Raw genomic sequence first — 14,792 nt, forward strand, 5'->3', positions numbered from 1 at the left:
CCCTTACTTCAGCTGCGAACCGTCGAGGACAGTCAGCGACTTGACGGTTTCGGCGCTCTTCTTGCGCACATCTTCCGGCGCCGCGACCATGCCGCGCTTGGTCAGCGCGCCGCCGGGGTTCCAGTTGGCGGCAAAGCTGTTGAGGAAGCCCTGGAGGCCGGGGATGGCCGTCATGTGCGCCTTCTTCACATAGATGTAGAGCGGACGGGCGCCCGGATACTGGCCGGTCGACACGGTTTCATAGGTCGCCTCGACGCCGTTGATCGGCACGTCCTTCAGCGAATCCTTGTTTTCCTCCAGGAAGCTGTATCCGAATACGCCGACCGCATTGGGGTTCGCGCCCAGCTTCTGCACGATCAGATTGTCGTTCTCGCCCGAATCGACATATTTGCCGTCCTCGCGGACGCGGGTGCAGGTCGCTTTATACTCGTCCTCATTCTTTTCCTTGAGCGCCTTCATCGCTTCGTCGCTCTGGCAGCCCTTTTCCAGGATCAGTTCGGCGAGCGAGTCGCGGGTGCCGCTGGTGGAAGGCGGGCCGAAGACGGAGATGGCGATGGCCGGCAGGCTGGGGTCGACATCCTTCCATGTCTGCGCCTTGTTCGGACCCTTGCCATAGGGATTGGCGGCCAGTGCCTCATAGACGATCTTGGGGGTCAGCTTCAGGCCGGGGCCGTTCTTGGCTTCTGCGAAGGCAAGGCCGTCGACGCCGATCTGGATCTCGACGATGTCCTTGACGCCATTGGCCTGGCACTGTTCGAATTCGGCCTTCTTCATCCGGCGCGATGCGTCGGCGATGTCGGGATGCTGGGCGCCCACGCCCGCGCAGAACAGCTTCATGCCGCCGCCGGTGCCGGTCGATTCGATGATCGGCGACTTCATGCCGGCATTGCCCTGCACGAACAGTTCGGCGACTGCCGTAGCGAAGGGATAGACGGTGGAGGAGCCGACCGCGCGGATCTGGTCGCGGGTGGCGCCGGCGCCGCCGGTCTGGTCGCCGCAGGCGGCAAGGCTGAAAATGCTCGCGGTCGTAGCAGCGAGCAGGGCGAACTTCGTCACGGAAACCTCCATCATCAAGGCCGCGAGTCGCATGTCGCCGCCCCCCTTGAGGAAGCGCCCTAGTCGCGGACCATCGCGCCTTTGTGACAGTCAGGTTTCATTTTCATGACACCGTGTCGGAAAGCGCCGATGGGCGCTTTTTTTCGTCGATCTTGCCTTGGCTTTCCTCGACCGGCGGGGGCAGCAGCACGGTGATGGTCGTGCCCTTGCCCAAGGTGCTGGCTATGTCGAAGCGGCCGCGATGCCGCTCCACGATATGCTTGACGATGGCCAGGCCCAGGCCCGTGCCGCCCATCGCCCGGCTGCGTCCCGAATCGACGCGGTAGAAGCGCTCGGTCAGGCGCGGCAGATGGTCGGGACCGATGCCTTCGCCCTCGTCGGCGACCACCAGCCGCGCCATGCCGCTCGGCCCTTCGTTCAGCGTCACCCGGATCGGCGTGCCGGGGCGGCCATATTTGACCGAGTTGCCGATCAGATTGTGGAGCAGCTGCGACAGCTGCGCTCGGTCGCCCTGCACGACGGGGACATGCGGCGCGATCTCCATTTCCACCTCGCGGCCCCGCTCGCCATGGCTGGAGCGGAACACGCTGACCACTTCGGCGGCCAGTTCGGACAGGTCCACCCGCGCGTCGGGCAGGCGATATTTCTCCGATTCGATCCGGCTGAGCGAAATGAGGTCGTCGATCAGCCGCTGCATCCGGCGCGCCTCCCGGTCCATGATCTGGAGGAAACGCTTGCGCGTCTCGACATCCTTGCCCAGTTCGGGGTCGGCCAATGTCTCGATGAAGCCCAATATGCCCGCCAGCGGCGTGCGCAGTTCATGGCTGGCATTGGCGACGAAATCGACGCGCATCCGCTCGGCCGCATGGGTGCCGCTATGGTCGACGAGATGGACCAGGCGGCGCATGTCCGCGACCGCGCCCACCGGCGCCACCCGCATCTGCCAGCGCTGGTCGCGCGTGCCCAAGCCGACCAGCTCGATCATGATCGGTTCGGCCAGCGGCGCCAGGCTCGCCAGCCGTTCGGCGGCGGCGGGATGGCGGATGGCGATGCGGGCGTCCTCGCCCTCGATATGCGCGCCCAGCAGGCGTTGCGCCGCGCGATTGGCGCGCACGATCCGCCCCTTTTCCACCAGCATCAGCGGATCGGAAATACCCTCCAGCAGGCTGGCGAAGTCGGGATGGGCGATCAGGTCGGGCTGGTCCGGCACCACACTGGGCGCCGCCGGGCGCAGGCCGGCATCTCCCGATGTGATAATCAGCACGATGACACCCGCCAGCACCGGCAGGGCGATGCTGATCGGGTGCGCGCCCAGCATCAAGGCGCCGCCGGTGCCCAGCATCAGCATCGCGAGCGAAGCGGTGATTTGGGAAATACTGAGTCGATTCATGGTTACCGCACTGGATTTGTCGCGCATTTGCTGCAATGTCTCGCCGCAATAGCGTGCAATCTTTACGCTTTGGCAAGCGCGGGATGCGAAACAGGATCAGATGAGCGAAACGACGCCCGATCAGGACGGCATTCTGCCGCAGGCCGCGCCGGCGCCGGAAAATCCGGCCGACGGGGCGCTTGCCTCGCGCCGCCAGTTGCTGATGGGCGGCGCGGTCGCGGCTTCCGCGATCGTGTCGATCCGTCCTGCGCTCGCCAACACCGCCGCCTCGGTGCTCAACTGCACCATCCCCGTGCCCGACGGTGGCCGGGCGGGCAATTATATCGCCCCCAATGGTCAGGTCGTGCCCGCCGGCACGCCGGGCGCCTTTCCCGGTACCGGGCGCAGCTTCACCGGCGAACAGGTGAAACAGGCGCTGCGCGGTCGCCCGCTGCCCGGGACCAGCTACGACCAGAACCAGGCCTATCTGAACTATATTCGCCGCCTGCAACAGGGGACGAGCGGCTTCACCTGCTACGCCTCCCTGCAAATGCCGCGCTGATCCGACCTTTTTCCGCGACGACAGCGCCCGCTCGCCAGCGCAACGACCAGAACCGGTACGGCTTGGGAGCGTTGACACCGTCGAACCTGCAACGGTTCGGTTCAACGGCAGACGCGGCACATGCATCCTTCTCTCGCGCCATCGGCGCCCGCACTTTCCGTTGCGGTCTATCTCTATCAACCGGGCGACGGCGGGCTGGATCGCGTGGCCATCCTGCTCGCCAACCATCTGCTCGCCCGCGGCGTCGCGGTCGAGCTCTGGATGACGCGCACGGATGGCCTGAACGCGCACCTGATCGATCCGGGTCTGGTCGTCCGGCGCGTGCCGGCGCCGCGCGGAACGCGTCGGCTCGCGATGATCGGTCAGTTCCCGGCGCTGCACGCGATGGTCCGCCGCCACCGGCCCGACATTCTCTATTCGGCGGGCAACCAGAGCAACATGCTGGCGGCGCTGGCCTGCCTCGGCACGGCAACCCGATCGGTGGCGCGCATTTCCAACCCGATCGTCCGCCCGGCCCAGCCCGCGCTCGGTGCCTGGGCGCGGGTCCGGCGCTTCCGGGCGATCACCCGCCTGTCGGCGCTGACGATCGTAATGGGCGAACATGACCGGGCGCTGCTGACGGACAGCGGGGACGTGCGCCTGCTGCCGCGCCCGACGGTGACGCCGGCGATGGAGCGCGCGCGCGACCGGCGCCTGCCGCGCGAACCGCACCAGCCCTTCCGCCTGCTGATGGTCGGCCGCCTCGCGCAGCAGAAGGACCAGGCGACGGCGCTCGCCGCCCTGGCGCGGCTGCCCCATCTCGACTGGCGGCTGGCGATCGCGGGGCGTGGGCCGCTGCGGGAGGCGCTGGAGCGGCAGGCGCGCGATCTCGGCATTGCCGACCGGATCGATTTCCTGGGCTATGTCGGCGATCCCGATCGGATCGCCGCGCTGATGGGGGAGGCGGACCTGCTCCTCCAGCCGTCGCGCTGGGAGGGGCTGTGCGCCACCTTGATCGAGGCGATGGCCTGCGGCGCGGGAGTCGTCGCCACCGACAGCACCCCCAATATCCGATCTCTGTTGGCGGCGGCAGGCCAGCATCCTCCCGTGCCGGTCGGCGATGCCGCCGCCTTCGCCCGCGCCATCGAACGGGCGCTGGCCCGGCCCGCCGCCCCCGCGCAATTGTCCTGCGCGGTGCGCGCCCATGGTCTGGCGCCCGCACTCGATGCCTATCTCCGCGCCTTCGCCTCCATCGCGCGCCAGCCGGAACGCCAACCGATCCCATCGCCTGCCTTTCCCTGATACGTTAGGCACTTGGCTACTCTCCCGCGCTAGGAGGGGGTGAGCAGCAGGAGCGCCGGCAAGTGGAAGCGACGGAACATTATCGGCTGGAGGCGCGGGATGCGACCCGCGCCTGCGTGCTCGACGATCTTGTCCTCCTCTATCATCCCCGTTCGGGCCAGACCCATATGGTCATCAGCCCGGTGCCCGAGATTCTCGACCAGATGCGGGTCGGCGAGTGCGTCAGCGCGGCGGAGGTGCATGACCGGCTGGCCCGCAGCTTCGACCTTGGCCCACCCGAAACCGCGCTGCCTCAGATCGCGGCGCATCTCGACGCGCTGGTCGCGCTCGGACTGGTGCGCCCGGCATGAGGCATAGGCTGACGCTTCGTATCGGCCCCGCCAGCTTCCGCATCGGATCGGCGTGGCGCGCGCCGATCGACCAGTTGGCGCGCCTCTACGCCGCCTATCCGCAGGCCGGGGACGCCATCGCCGATTTCACTGTCCGGCTCCAGCCGACCAGCCTCGCGCGCCGCTGGATACGGCCCTCCATCTTCATCACCGGCGACCATGGCCTGGCCGATGCCGCGCCGATGAGCCTCGCGCACGGCCTGCTCGCCGCCGAAATGGGGATGAACCTGCAAATGGCGCTGGGCTGGCGGCGGCACCTTTTGCTCCATGCGTCGAGCGTCGAGAAGGACGGGCGCGTGCTGGTGATGACCGGCGAATCCGGATCGGGCAAGTCGACGCTGGCGGCGCTGCTGGGGGAACGCGGCTGGCGCTTCATGGGCGACGAGTTCGCCCTGCTCGATCTCGACAGTGGCGCGATCCTGCCCTTCCCGCGCCTAGTATCGCTCAAGAATCGTGCGATCGACGTCGTCGCGGATGCGGTCGGCGACGCGCGGATGGGGCCGCTGCTGCGCGCGACCGCGAAGGGCGACATCCGCCATATGATGCCGCGGGGCGACGCCGTCGCCCGGATGGACGAAGGCGGGATGCCGCGCCTTCTGCTCTTTCCCCGTTTCGGTCATGCGGCCGATGTGCGCGCCGTGGGGCAGGGGGAAATCTTCATGCGGCTGACCCAGGCGTCGACCAATTATGTGGCGCTCGGCGAATCCGGTTTCGCAGCGCTGACCCGTTTCGTCCAGGCCGTGCCCGCGCGCGCGATCGACTTCCCTTCGGGCGATGCCGCGTTCGCCATGGTCGATCGCCTGTGGGAAGAGATGGCATGAGCGCGGTGCTGCTGGTCCGTGCGCTGCGCGATCCCGCCGCCGTCGCGGGCCTGGACGCCACGGGCTGGAACGGCCTGATCGCCGCCGCCCGCGCCGAGCGGCTGATCGGCACCCTGGCGCACCGGTTGGAGCCAGTCGCCGTGCCACGCGCGGTCGCGCCGATCCTGGCCGACGCCCGGCGCGACACCGACCGGGAAGCGCGACAGGCGCTGTGGGAAGCAGATCGCTGCGTCGATGCGTTGCGCGGAACCGGCGTGCCGACCATCCTGCTCAAGGGCACGGCCTATGCCGCCGCCGGGCTGCGCGCCGGGCAGGGGCGTTTCATCGGCGATCTCGACATTCTCGTGCCGCGCGACGCCATGCCGGTGGCGGAAAGGGCGATGATGGCGGCCGGCTGGGAATGGGTGAAGCCCGATCCCTATGACGACGCCTATTATCGCCAGTGGATGCACGAACTGCCGCCGATGATCCATCGGGAGCGGGACCGGATGATCGACGTGCATCATACCGTGCTGCCGCTGACCGCGCGCCAGACGCCCGATGCCGCCGCGATGATCGCGGACGCCGTTGCGATAACCGATGGATTATATATCCTCTCGCCCGAGGACCGGATCATCCACGCGGCGGCGCACATGCTGGCCGACGGCGACTTGCAGGGCGGCCTGCGCAACCTGTGGGACATATATTGCCTGCTGTCCGATGCCGATCCGGCGGCGCTGGAAGCGCGCGCCGTCCGGCACGGCCTGCTGTCCCATGTCCGTCAGGCCCGGCGCCTCGCCGCGGCCCTCTATGGTGACGGCGCGCGGCTCACCCTCCGGGACCGGCTGGTCCGTGCGCGCCTGCTCGCCCGCAATGGCTGGGGGCAGGAAACCGCCAAGCCGCTGGTCTTCGCTTTCTATCTCCGCTCCCACTGGCTGCGGATGCCGCCGCTGATGCTGGCGCGGCACCTCTGGACCAAGTGGCGCAAGGGGCATCGCCCGCAATAATGTGCGTCAGTCTTTGGCCAACATCGCCGCGACCGCCAGCCCCGCCATGTCCGCGACCGCCAGCAGCCGCGCCGCCGCGATCCCGCCGCGCGCATCGGACGACAGGCCGGACATGATCGCGATCATATAGTCCGCGACGACATCGGCCTGTCCCGGATGGATCGGGCGCAGATAGTCGCGCACCCGCTCGCGGCTCGCCTGTTTCCAGGCGCAGGCCAGCGCCGCCGCCTGCCGATCGGCGCCTCGCGCGCCTTCCAGCACCAGACATCCCGGCGCCTGCGGATCGGCCGCGTAGACGTTCGCGGCCACGCCCAGCAGGCGCGTCAATGCCTGCGCCGGATCGCTGCCGGGCGCGAGCAGATCGTCGACCGGCAACGCCTTGCGGGCATAGCGGCCCAGCACTTCGTCGAACAGCTCCGCCTTGCTGCCGAACGCCGCATAGAGGCTGGGCGGATTGATCCCCATCGCTTCGGCCAGCGCGGCGACGCCGACGCCCTCATAACCCTGCGCATGGAACAGCGCCTGCGCCCGATCGAGCGCCGCATCCCGGTCGAACGCGCGGGGGCGGCCACGGGCTTTCGATTTTTCTTTATCGACCACTACAAAAATCCTTGAACCTACCTGTCGATGATTTATATAGCGATCATTACAAATATCTCAAGGACACCGACATGACCGACTTCACTTCCAGGAAAGCCCTTGTTCTGGGCGGCAGCCGCGGCATCGGCGCCGCCATCGTCCGCCGCTTCGCCGGCGACGGCGCGCAGGTCGCCTTCACCTATGCCGGATCGCATGACGCGGCGCAGACCCTCGCGAGCGAAACGGACGCAACCGCCATCCAGTCGGATGCGGCCGACCGCCAGCAGGTGATCGACGTGGTGGCGGGGCAGGGGCCGCTCGACATATTGGTGGTGAATGCAGGCGCTCTGGTGATGGGCGATCCGCTCACGCTCGACGCCGACGCGGTCGACCGGATGATCGACATCAATGTCCGCGCGCCCTATCACGCCGCCGTCGAAGCCGCGCGGCGGATGCGCGAAGGCGGGCGCATCATCGTGATCGGCTCGGTCAATGGCGACCGCATGCCGTTCGAGGGCGGCGCGGCCTACGCCCTCACCAAATCGGCGTTGCAGGGCATGGCCCGCGGCCTCGCACGGGATTTCGGCGCGCGCGGCATCACCGTCAACATCATCCAGCCCGGCCCGACCAATACCGACATGAACCCGGCCGACGGCCCGATGGCGGACATGATGCACGGCTTCATGGCGATCAAGCGCCATGCCACGGGCGAGGAGATTGCCGGTCTCGCCGCCTATCTCGCCGGCCCGGAAGCGGGCATCATCACCGGCGCGCTGCACACGATCGACGGCGGCTTCGGGGCCTGAACCGGGCGCAGGGAAGGGCGCTCCGATGCAGAGCGCCTTTCCCCGAACCCTCAGTTCTTCTTCAATATGTCCAGCGCCAGCACGGTCATGGCCTCGCTTGCCGTGGCGATCACCCTGTCGGCCTGGGGCGCCCAGAAGGGGCTGTGCAGCGAGGGGAGCGAGATCTGCCCGGCCTGCGCCGCCGCCATCTTGTCCGCCGGCACGCCGCCGACCCAGAAGATGAAGCTCTTGATCGACTTGTCCGCGCGATAGAAGCGGCCGAAATCCTCGCCGCCCATCACCGCCGGGGTCTTGACCACGCGGCCTTCGGGGAAATGCGTCTTGAGCAGGCCCGCCATCTGTTCGGCGAATTCGGGCGGATTGTAGGTGGAGGGGGTGAACTCGTCCTTCACCGTGACGACCGGCATCCGGTCGTCCGGCACGCCCGCCGCGATCGCCTCCCCGCGCGAGATCCGCTCGATCCCCTTGATGAGCTTCGCGCGCGTCTCGTCGGAATAGCTGCGTATGGTCAGCAGCAGCTTAGCCTCGTCCGGGATGATATTATGCTTGGCGCCGCCCTGGAAGCTGCCGACCGTGACGACGGCGGGGTCTTGCGGTTCCTGCTCGCGGCTGACCAGCGTCTGGAGCGAGGTCACGATCCGCGCGCCTAGCACGATCGGGTCGCGGGTGGTCTGCGGATAGGCGCCATGGCCGCCCAGCCCCTTCACCACGATGTCGACGCTGTCGACATTGGCCAGCGCATAGCCGGGGGTATAGCCGACAACGCCTGCCTCCAGATTGGCGGCGTCGTGGAAGGCGATGGCGTGGGTCGGGCGCGGGAAGCGGGTGTAGAGCCCATCCTCCAGCATGTCGCGTGCGCCCTTGCCCACTTCCTCGGCAGGCTGGAGGATCATGACCAGCGTCCCCTTCCACTGGTCCTTGCGTGCCGCGAGCAGTTTCGCTGTCGCCATGAAGGCAGTCATATGCGTGTCATGGCCGCAGGCGTGCATCACGCCGGTCTCCACGCCCTCGGGCGTCTTGGTGCGGACCTTGGACGCGAATGAAAGGCCAGTCTGCTCGACCACCGGCAGCCCGTCCATGTCGGCGCGGATCAGCAGCACCGGGCCAGTGCCGTTCTTCATCATCGCGACCACGCCGGTGCCGCCGACCTTCTCGGTCACGTCATATTTCAGCGCCTTGAGCCGCTTGGCGAGCTTCGCCGCGGTATTCACTTCCTGCAACGACAGTTCGGGACTGGCGTGCAGGTCGCGATAGAGGGTCATCAGCCCGTCCATGTCCTTGGCGATCGCCGCGCCGATCTCGCTCTGCGTGGTCGGGGTGGCGGGCGCCTCGGTCGGAGGGGTCTGGGCGGCGGCGATGGACGTGAAGCTGACGGCGGCCAGAATGGCCGTGAGCGCGTGGCGCATGTGCGTGAATCTCCCTTGCTGTCCAGAAGCATAGGGTGATTTTGCGCCGGTAAAAGGGGGATTGTGGCCGGGCCGGCCGTCACCGGCCCGGTTCAGTAATAATCGTAGACGCCGGTATAGGGCAGCTGGAAATAGTTGAGTCCGCTTCCGATCACCCGGCCCAGCCGCGACCGGCTGTTCTTGAAGAACAGTTCCTTGATGTTGAGCGCCACGCCGAAGAAGATGTCGCGCTTGGGCCTGATCCCGGCGGCGCGGTCGGCCGCGAAGAAGTTTTTGCCGCGATAGCCGGCCTGCAACTCCACGAAGCGCAATGGGCTGGTCTTCAGCTTCCGGAAGCCGGCCAGTTCCAGCGACAACAGGAAATGCTGCTGCTCATAATGGCGCTTGCCCTTGAAGCTGTAGACCTCCGAATTGGGCCTCACCAACAGCCGGAAGTCGAGCTTTTCCTCCAGCCCCGGCACGCTGTGGCGCAAAACCGAGAAAGCGGCGCCCGCGGTGTTGAACACGATGTCCTGATAGGAAAAGCCGCTGTCGCTCTTATGCCCGTCCCATATCTCGCCATAAAGTTGCAGGCCGGTGGACAGGATCGCGGCGGGCAGGGCCGCGGCCGCCCGGTCGCCGGTCTTGCGGGCGATGCGCGCGCCCAGGAATTCGGCGAACAGATAGGCGTTGAAGGCGTGGGTCAGCTTGTCGATGCCCAGATTGTTGGTGTTCCGCCCGAACCAGCCTTCGTCCTTGAAATGGAAGGACTCGGTGTCGTCGGTCCAATAGGCCTGGGTCGCGGTGATATAGGCGAACAGGCCCAGCGTTTCCCATTTGGCGGCGCCGATGCGGCCGCCGAGCGAGCGATAGCGGTCCGGGTCCGTCGCCGGTTCGTCCGTATCGACCGGCGGTCCCGCGATCGGCGCCACGGCGGATGCAGCGTCCTGCGCCGGTGTGAGTTCCGCAAGGTCGAAGGAGCCGGCCGACGCGGCCGCTAACCGGATCGGCGCATCGCCGCTGTCCGCGTTGGCCATGACGGAAATCGCGTCGAGCGTCTCCGTCGTCGGGCCCGCGCCCTCATTGGCCCGCGCTGCCACGGACATGGCGGCGATCAGCGCCATGCCTGACGCACATCGCCCTATGCGCCCAAGGCTAGTCTCCATTCCCACAATCTTGTCCCCCATTCAACGACGGAGCGACCTTCTGTTATGGGGCGATGATAACCCAAATTCCTTATATTACAATTCGATGAAACTGCGCCCTGTCGACCGCTGCGCCTCGCTTCGGCGCGCGGCGCGCGCATGGGGTGCCGGCCCGCCCGGCAAGGACGGGCCGAACCGGGCCTAGCGCGCGGTGATGAACGTCCGGATGTCCGCGCTCAGCTTGCGCAGGTCGTCGGGGCGGACATACATCATGTGGCCGGCGTCATAATAATGATACTGGATACGCGACGCGTCGAAGCCGGTGCGGCTCATCGCATATTCCGCGCCGAAGAAGGGCGTGGCGAAATCATACCAGCCCTGGCCGACAAAGACCTTGAGGCCGCTATTTTCCCGCAGCGCCTTGCCCAGATAGGGCGCGACACTGGCATAGACTTCGCCGTCGCGCCCGCGCTGGCCCTGCAATTTCCAGTCCCAGCCGCTGACCCCGCCGATCGTCACATAGGACCGGTCGGTGCGATATTTCAGCGTGTCGCGGGCATAGCTGTTCATCGCCGCGGTATAGGCGCCGTCGATTGCGGTGAAGCTGGGGTCATTGTCCGGCTCCTCGCCGGCGCGGTCATAATCCTTGCCGGTATAGCGGGTGTCGAGCCGGCCTATGCTCACCCCCCGGTCGCGCAACAGCTCCTTGTAGAAGCGGCCCGGCGACACGCGCAGGTCGGCATTGTCGACGAACGGTTCGGACAGGCCGGTCAGCCGAGCCAGTTCCGCGCGGACGCTGGCGCGTTCCCCGGCGGGCAGCTGGTTGCCCTTGAGCAGCGCCGCGGCATAGGGGCCGATCGCGAAGGCGCGCGCCTGCTGCGCGGCTTCGGCCACCGTCGCGGGCGGATTGCCCATCTTCCTGTGATACCAGGCGGTCGTCGCCATCGAGGGCAGGTTGATGATATAGGGCATCTCGTTGCCCTGCACCTCGGCCGTGGCGCCGAAGTCGAGGATGGTCGAGATCAGGATGATGCCGTTCACCGTGACGTCGTTGTAGCTGCCCTCCAGTTCATTGATCAGCGCCACCGACCGGGTCGTGCCATAGCTTTCGCCGCCGATATATTTGGGCGACGACCAGCGGCCATTGTCGTTCAGCCACAGCCGGATAAACTCCGCGATCGACTTGGCGTCGGCCGACACGCCCCAGTAATCCTTGGGGTCTTTCTTGCCGATGGCGTGGGAAAAGCCGGTGCCGACCGGGTCGATGAAGACGAGATCGGTGACGTCCAGCAGCGATTCGGCATTGTCGACCAGCGGATAGGGCGGCGCGCCGTCATCCTGCGCGTCGGGCAGCACGACCCGCTTGGGGCCGAAGGCGCCCATGTGCAGCCACAGCGATCCTGATCCCGGACCGCCATTGTAAAGGAAGGTGATCGGGCGCGTCTTGTCGCCGCCATCCTTGACATAGGAGGTGGCGTAGATCGCCGCGAGCGGCTTGCCGTCCTTGTCCTTGAGGTAGGTTTCGCCGGTCGTCGCGGTGTAGCTGATCGCCTTGCCGCCGAACACACCCTTGTGCTTCGTGACGGAAACATTGGGCGCAGGGACGGTGCTCTCAGCAGCTTCGTCCTTCTTCCCGGCCTCGTCCTGGGCCTGGGCGGTGGTGGCGGAAAGGGCCAGCGCCAGGACGGCGAGGCTGGTGGTGAAACGCATGGCAGTCCCCTTGTTTTACATTTGTCGGACTAGCGGACGGAGGGAGCGGTGGAAAGAGGGCGCGCGCCACTGAAGCGACAGGGGCGATTTCACGCCGTTGTCGGCGTTTCCGGCCCAAGCACCCCCGAAGCCTCCGCGACCCGCGCCCAAAGTGCTTTCGCTGCAACCGGTGCGCGCCTGCACCGCGTTTCTTTTGGCGCAAAGGAAAACGGTCGGTGCAAGGCTGTGAACGACGGATCGGTTCCATCCCGCAGGATGGATCGGGGATAATCCCACCAGGAAAAATAGTTGTGGATGCGGTGCGGCCGGGCAGGGTGGGTAGCGTAACGGCCGCTCTCCATCGTCATGCCCGCGAAGGCGGGGATCCATCTCCGCAGTGCCGTGCTGGACGCACGGCCAGGAGATGGGTTCCCGCTTTGGCCTGCGGCCGCCCTTCGGGTCGCGGGAATGACGAAATGGGTGACGGTAATGCGGGATGACCGCTTTCGAGCGACGTCGCGCCGCGCTTAACAGTCTGCTTCTGGCCGCTCGCAGCCATTTCTCATCCGTCATGCCGGGCTTGGCCCCGCATCCCGCTTCCGTTCGGAACATGCGCGAAGAAAAGCGCTACCCCGGATCGGGTCCAGGGTGACGCAAGCGTCGAAGCAGGTTCCTACTGCGCCGTCCAGCCGCCGTCGATCGAAAGGTTCGCGCCCGTGACCTGCGCCGCCGCGTCGCTGCACAGATAGAGCGCCGTCGCTGCCACCTGCTCCGCCGTCACGAACTGCTTGGTCGGCTGGCCCGCCAGCAGCACGTCATTGATTACCTGCTCGCGCGTCAGCCCGCGCGCCTTCATCGTGTCGGGGATCTGGTTTTCCACCAGCGGGGTCCAGACATAGCCGGGCGAGATGCAGTTGGCGGTGATGCCGAAGGTCGCGACTTCCAGCGCCACCGTCTTGGTGAAACCGGCCAGGCCATGTTTGGCGGTCACATAGGCACTCTTGAAGGGGGAGGCGGTCAGCGAGTGGGCTGATGCGGTCTGGATGATCCGCCCCCACTTTTGCGCCTTCATGTGCGGGATGGCCAGCCGGGTGGTGTGGAAGGCGGCGTTCAGGTTCAGCGCGATGATGAGATCCCATTTGTCGAGCGGGAAATCCTCGACCGGGGCGACATGCTGCATCCCGGCATTGTTGATGAGGATGTCGACGCCGCCGAACGCATCGGCCGCTTCCTTCATCATCGCCTCGATCTGGTCGACTTTCGTCAGGTCGTGCCCCGAATAGAGCGCCTTGGCGCCCGACAGCGCCTCAAGGCCGACGCGTTCCTGCTCGATCGCGGCGGCATCGCCGAAGCCGTTGATGACGACATTGGCGCCTTCCCCGGCCAACGCCTTGGCATAGGCCAGCCCGATGCCCGATGTGGACCCGGTGATGAGGGCGGTCTTGCCGGCCAGGGATTTGCTCATGCCTGTTTCTCCTTGAGGTGATCGGGGGCGTCCAGATCGAAGCTGGAACTCTTGCCGTTCAGGATGTTGCGGGCGATCAGGTCGCCCTTGTGCATGACTTCCTCCACTGCCTCGCGACCCTGGCTCCAATGGTCGAGCATGGTCGAGCGGGAGAATTCGAAATCCTTGGCGCCGCTTTCCCAGTTGCGCGACCGGTAGATGAGGTGGACGATGTTGACCGATCCCTGGTCCAGGCACTGGCGCAGCGCCTGCGCCTGCGCGCTGTCCTGCAATTCGGGCGGCAGCTTGTCGAGCAGCGCCTTGATCGCGCCATGCTCGCGGCGCAGGCGCAGATACTGGTCCGTCACCTGGCGGGTGCGGCTGCTATACTGGATGTCCTTCATGCGCGAATAGACATCGGTCATCTGCTGCGGCATCGGCCCTTCGGCGGGGAAGAGGTCGACCTGGAACACCAGCATGTCCTCGGTCTGGTGGTTCAGCACATGGGCGAGCGGGGTGTTGGACACGATGCCGCCATCCCAATACCAGCGCCCGTCGATCTCGACCGGCGACAGGCCGGGGGGCAGGGCGCCCGACGCCATGATGTGGCGCGCGTCGATCCGCGTGTTGCCGCCGGGGCCGCGCGTGTCCCAATAGGCGAAATTGCCCGATTCCACGTCGACCGCGCCGACCGAGAGGCGCACCGGCCCTTCGTTCAGCAGATCCCAGTCGATGCAGGCGTCGAGCGTCTCCTTGAGCGGGCTGCTGTCGTAGAAGCTGATCGCTCCCGGCGTCCCTGCGGGCATCAGCGGCGCGGGCCAGAGCCGGGGGCGGAACATGCCCGGCACGCCGAAGGTCGCGACCGTGCCCGCCGCCGTCAGGTGCGCCGCCTCTCGGATATGGTCGATTTCCGGCAGGATGACGTTGGGCATCCCGCCCGATACGGTGTACCAGAATTTCTTGAGCCGGCTGATCCGGCGGTGCGGCGGGTTGCCGGCGATGATCGCGGCGTTGACCGCGCCGATCGAGATGCCCGCGACCCAGCTGACGTCCACCCCCAGCTCGTCCAGCCGCTCATAGACGCCCGACTGGAAGGAGCCGAGCGCGCCGCCGCCCTGGAGCAGCAGCGCGATTTCGCGGGGGAGGGGGAGCGGCGTCCTGGCGCGGCGCAGGGGCTTGGCTTCGGCGTGTTGGGGTTCGATATCTGCCATGTCGCACTGCAATATAAGCTTTGATCGCGCCAATCCAACTTAATGTCGCGCAAGAAATCACGATCCGTC

The 14,792-nt window shown here is 66.8% G+C and carries 14 protein-coding genes; 6 read left to right on the forward strand and 8 right to left on the reverse strand.

The window, feature by feature from the left end; translation table 11 throughout:
• Positions 1-3: 3 nt before the first annotated feature.
• Both A7Q26_RS05335 and A7Q26_RS05340 read right to left on the reverse strand, forming a co-directional pair.
• Complete coding sequence (locus A7Q26_RS05335) at positions 4-1,068, reverse strand: substrate-binding domain-containing protein (protein WP_066858024.1); 1,065 nt, start codon at positions 1,066-1,068, stop codon at positions 4-6.
• A gap of 91 nt (positions 1,069-1,159) precedes the next feature.
• Positions 1,160-2,446: an ATP-binding protein gene (locus A7Q26_RS05340; protein WP_066858027.1), complete on the reverse strand. Its 1,287-nt coding sequence runs from the start codon at positions 2,444-2,446 to the stop codon at positions 1,160-1,162.
• Between the two features lie 100 nt (positions 2,447-2,546).
• On the opposite strand from A7Q26_RS05340, the gene A7Q26_RS05345 reads away from it, so the two are divergent.
• From A7Q26_RS05345 to A7Q26_RS05365, 5 genes are all read left to right on the forward strand, one after another.
• Positions 2,547-2,987 carry a hypothetical protein gene (locus A7Q26_RS05345; RefSeq protein ID WP_066857646.1) on the forward strand — a complete coding sequence of 147 codons (441 nt, stop codon included), beginning with the start codon at positions 2,547-2,549 and terminating at the stop codon, positions 2,985-2,987.
• 120 nt (positions 2,988-3,107) lie between these two features.
• Positions 3,108-4,268: a glycosyltransferase gene (locus A7Q26_RS05350; RefSeq protein ID WP_066857649.1), complete on the forward strand. Its 1,161-nt coding sequence runs from the start codon at positions 3,108-3,110 to the stop codon at positions 4,266-4,268.
• 62 nt (positions 4,269-4,330) lie between these two features.
• Positions 4,331-4,618, forward strand: a complete 288-nt coding sequence (locus A7Q26_RS05355; protein ID WP_066857652.1) for an HPr-rel-A system PqqD family peptide chaperone — start codon at positions 4,331-4,333, stop codon at positions 4,616-4,618.
• Positions 4,615-5,478, forward strand: a complete 864-nt coding sequence (locus tag A7Q26_RS05360) for an HprK-related kinase A (RefSeq protein ID WP_066857655.1) — start codon at positions 4,615-4,617, stop codon at positions 5,476-5,478. The genes A7Q26_RS05355 and A7Q26_RS05360 overlap by 4 nt, the downstream gene beginning before the upstream one ends.
• Entirely contained in the window at positions 5,475-6,464 is a 990-nt protein-coding gene (locus tag A7Q26_RS05365; RefSeq protein ID WP_066857658.1) for a nucleotidyltransferase domain-containing protein, read from the forward strand. Before A7Q26_RS05360 ends, A7Q26_RS05365 begins: the two co-directional genes overlap by 4 nt.
• A 6-nt stretch (positions 6,465-6,470) precedes the next feature.
• Here the strand turns inward: A7Q26_RS05365 and A7Q26_RS05370 are convergent, their stop codons facing one another.
• Positions 6,471-7,064, reverse strand: coding sequence for a TetR/AcrR family transcriptional regulator (locus tag A7Q26_RS05370; RefSeq protein WP_066857661.1), 594 nt, complete (start codon positions 7,062-7,064; stop codon positions 6,471-6,473).
• Between the two features lie 71 nt (positions 7,065-7,135).
• On the opposite strand from A7Q26_RS05370, the gene bdcA reads away from it, so the two are divergent.
• Complete coding sequence (gene bdcA, locus A7Q26_RS05375; RefSeq protein ID WP_066858033.1) at positions 7,136-7,849, forward strand: SDR family oxidoreductase; 714 nt, start codon at positions 7,136-7,138, stop codon at positions 7,847-7,849.
• A 50-nt stretch (positions 7,850-7,899) separates the two neighbouring features.
• On the opposite strand, the gene A7Q26_RS05380 is transcribed toward bdcA, so the two are convergent.
• The 5 genes from A7Q26_RS05380 to A7Q26_RS05400 all read right to left on the reverse strand — a co-directional run bounded on the left by A7Q26_RS05380 (position 7,900) and on the right by A7Q26_RS05400 (position 14,723).
• A complete protein-coding gene (locus A7Q26_RS05380; protein ID WP_066857664.1) occupies positions 7,900-9,255 on the reverse strand; it encodes an amidohydrolase in 1,356 nt (451 codons plus the stop codon).
• 92 nt (positions 9,256-9,347) lie between these two features.
• Entirely contained in the window at positions 9,348-10,358 is a 1,011-nt protein-coding gene (locus A7Q26_RS05385) for a DUF2279 domain-containing protein (protein WP_232313690.1), read from the reverse strand.
• Between the two features lie 222 nt (positions 10,359-10,580).
• On the reverse strand, positions 10,581-12,089 hold the full coding sequence (locus A7Q26_RS05390; RefSeq protein ID WP_066857667.1) for a S10 family peptidase: 1,509 nt from the start codon (positions 12,087-12,089) through the stop codon (positions 10,581-10,583).
• Positions 12,090-12,741: 652 nt separating this feature from the next.
• Positions 12,742-13,533, reverse strand: a complete 792-nt coding sequence (locus A7Q26_RS05395; RefSeq protein WP_066857670.1) for a 3-hydroxybutyrate dehydrogenase — start codon at positions 13,531-13,533, stop codon at positions 12,742-12,744.
• Positions 13,530-14,723, reverse strand: coding sequence for a patatin-like phospholipase family protein (locus tag A7Q26_RS05400; RefSeq protein WP_066857673.1), 1,194 nt, complete (start codon positions 14,721-14,723; stop codon positions 13,530-13,532). The genes A7Q26_RS05395 and A7Q26_RS05400 overlap by 4 nt, the downstream gene beginning before the upstream one ends.
• Between the last annotated feature and the right edge of the window lie 69 nt (positions 14,724-14,792).

The sequence above is a fragment of the Sphingobium sp. TCM1 genome (genome assembly GCF_001650725.1).
Classification (GTDB): domain Bacteria; phylum Pseudomonadota; class Alphaproteobacteria; order Sphingomonadales; family Sphingomonadaceae; genus Sphingobium.

Coding starts and splice junctions, on each gene's coding strand:
- A7Q26_RS05335 (WP_066858024.1), bottom strand. CDS start 1,068: ATGGAGGTTTCCGTGACGAAGTTCGCCCTGCTCGCTGCTACGACCGCG.
- A7Q26_RS05340 (WP_066858027.1), bottom strand. CDS start 2,446: ATGAATCGACTCAGTATTTCCCAAATCACCGCTTCGCTCGCGATGCTG.
- A7Q26_RS05345 (WP_066857646.1), top strand. CDS start 2,547: ATGAGCGAAACGACGCCCGATCAGGACGGCATTCTGCCGCAGGCCGCG.
- A7Q26_RS05350 (WP_066857649.1), top strand. CDS start 3,108: ATGCATCCTTCTCTCGCGCCATCGGCGCCCGCACTTTCCGTTGCGGTC.
- A7Q26_RS05360 (WP_066857655.1), top strand. CDS start 4,615: ATGAGGCATAGGCTGACGCTTCGTATCGGCCCCGCCAGCTTCCGCATC.
- A7Q26_RS05365 (WP_066857658.1), top strand. CDS start 5,475: ATGAGCGCGGTGCTGCTGGTCCGTGCGCTGCGCGATCCCGCCGCCGTC.
- bdcA (WP_066858033.1), top strand. CDS start 7,136: ATGACCGACTTCACTTCCAGGAAAGCCCTTGTTCTGGGCGGCAGCCGC.
- A7Q26_RS05380 (WP_066857664.1), bottom strand. CDS start 9,255: ATGCGCCACGCGCTCACGGCCATTCTGGCCGCCGTCAGCTTCACGTCC.
- A7Q26_RS05385 (WP_232313690.1), bottom strand. CDS start 10,358: ATGGCGCTGATCGCCGCCATGTCCGTGGCAGCGCGGGCCAATGAGGGC.
- A7Q26_RS05390 (WP_066857667.1), bottom strand. CDS start 12,089: ATGCGTTTCACCACCAGCCTCGCCGTCCTGGCGCTGGCCCTTTCCGCC.
- A7Q26_RS05395 (WP_066857670.1), bottom strand. CDS start 13,533: ATGAGCAAATCCCTGGCCGGCAAGACCGCCCTCATCACCGGGTCCACA.
- A7Q26_RS05400 (WP_066857673.1), bottom strand. CDS start 14,723: ATGGCAGATATCGAACCCCAACACGCCGAAGCCAAGCCCCTGCGCCGC.